This window comes from Streptomyces niphimycinicus (assembly GCF_018883605.1).
In the GTDB taxonomy this organism is placed as follows: Bacteria; Actinomycetota; Actinomycetes; order Streptomycetales; family Streptomycetaceae; genus Streptomyces; species Streptomyces niphimycinicus.
The window spans coordinates 1-1,298 of the sequence record NZ_JAHLEM010001241.1 but is presented as its reverse complement, the minus strand read 5'-3'; the positions used below and the strand labels follow the sequence as shown (position 1 = coordinate 1,298).

The 1,298-nt window shown below is 73.9% G+C and carries 2 protein-coding genes; both read right to left on the bottom strand.

Annotation, left to right across the window (positions count from 1 at the left end; translation table 11 throughout):
* Positions 1 to 169 precede the first annotated feature (169 nt).
* A complete protein-coding gene (locus tag KN815_RS49095) occupies positions 170 to 820 on the bottom strand; it encodes an HAD-IA family hydrolase (RefSeq protein WP_216348201.1) in 651 nt (216 codons plus the stop codon).
* Positions 821 to 985: 165 nt separating this feature from the next.
* The coding region (locus KN815_RS49090; protein WP_216348200.1) for a peptidoglycan-binding domain-containing protein at positions 986 to 1,298 on the bottom strand (313 nt) is incomplete at its 5' end.

Here is a 1,298-nt window from a genome sequence, read left to right as displayed (position 1 = left end):
GGCGCGCGCGGCGGCGCGGTGTTGAGCCCCGGAAGGCGGGGGCGCGGCGTGCGCGGTGCTCGGCCCGAGATGCCGGGGGAGTGAGGCGCGGCGGCGCTCAGCCCGAGAAGCCCGCCGGGCGTGGGGGCACGGGGCCCGAGGCGTCCAGGGGCGAGTCGTGGCGCGGCACTCAGCCGGAGATGTGCAGCCGCAGGGTGCCGTCGGGCAGGGGCTCGACCCGGACCTGCTCCAGGTCCCGTACATGGGCGTCCGGAGTGTGCGCCGCGGCGCGCGGGCCGACGCCGACGACCCGCATTCCGGCCGCCCGGCCCGCCGCGATGCCGACCTCCGAGTCCTCGAAGACGATGCAGTCGGCGGGGGCGAAGCCCAGCTCGGCCGCGCCCTTGAGGAAGCCCTCCGGGTCCGGCTTGCTCGCGCCGACGCACTCCGCGGTGACCCGCACCTCCGGCATCGTGAGCCCGGCGGCGCCCATCCGCGCCCCGGCGAGCCCCTTGTCGGCGGAGGTCACCAGGGCGTGCGGAAGTCCGGCCAGCGAGGCCATGAAGGCGGGCGCGCCGGGCACCGGCACGACGCCGTCGAGATCCTTCGTCTCCCACTCCAGCATTCGCTGGTTGTCGGCGAGGTTCTGCTCGACCGGCCGGTCGGGGAGGAGTACCGCCATCGTCGCGTGGCCCTGCCGCCCGTGGACGATCTGGAGCACACTCTCCGCGTCCAGCCCCTGCTCGGCCGCCCACCGCCGCCAGCAGCGCTCGACGACGGCGTCGGAGTTGACCAGGGTGCCGTCCATGTCGAGGAGGAGTGCGCGGGCGGTGAGCGACATCGGGTCTCCTGGGCGCGAGCGCGGAAAGAAACACAAGCGGCTCCGCCCGCCGGTCAGGGGAAGCGGGCGGAACCACTTTGTTCCTTCACGATACAAAGCGTGGCCCGTATGCGCCAGGGGGGTGCCCCATGGCTTGTCTCCACGGCTTGTCTCCACGGCTCGTCTCTACGGCTCCTTGGTTCTGGATTCGAGGTCGCGGCGGGTGTTCTCGCCGTAGACACCGTCCGGATCGCCCGTGATGTCGTGCTGGTTCTGGTAGCTGGAGACCACCCTCCGCACCCCGGCGTCGTAGTCCCCGTCGGCGATGCCGATGTAGAGCAGTAGTTGGGACAGCCGCTTCTGTAGCTCGGCCACCTCGGGCCCGCTGTCGCCCTCGCGCAGCGCGGGCGGGCCGGTGGGCCCGGGGGGATCGGACGGGGTGGAGGTCGGCGCGCCGGACGCGCTGGGCCCGGGCTTGGTCGCCGAGCCGGCCGCGGAG

Excerpts from the sequence above, each read along its gene's own strand:
- KN815_RS49095 (WP_216348201.1), bottom strand. The coding sequence starts at position 820 with ATGTCGCTCACCGCCCGCGCACTCCTCCTCGACATGGACGGCACCCTG.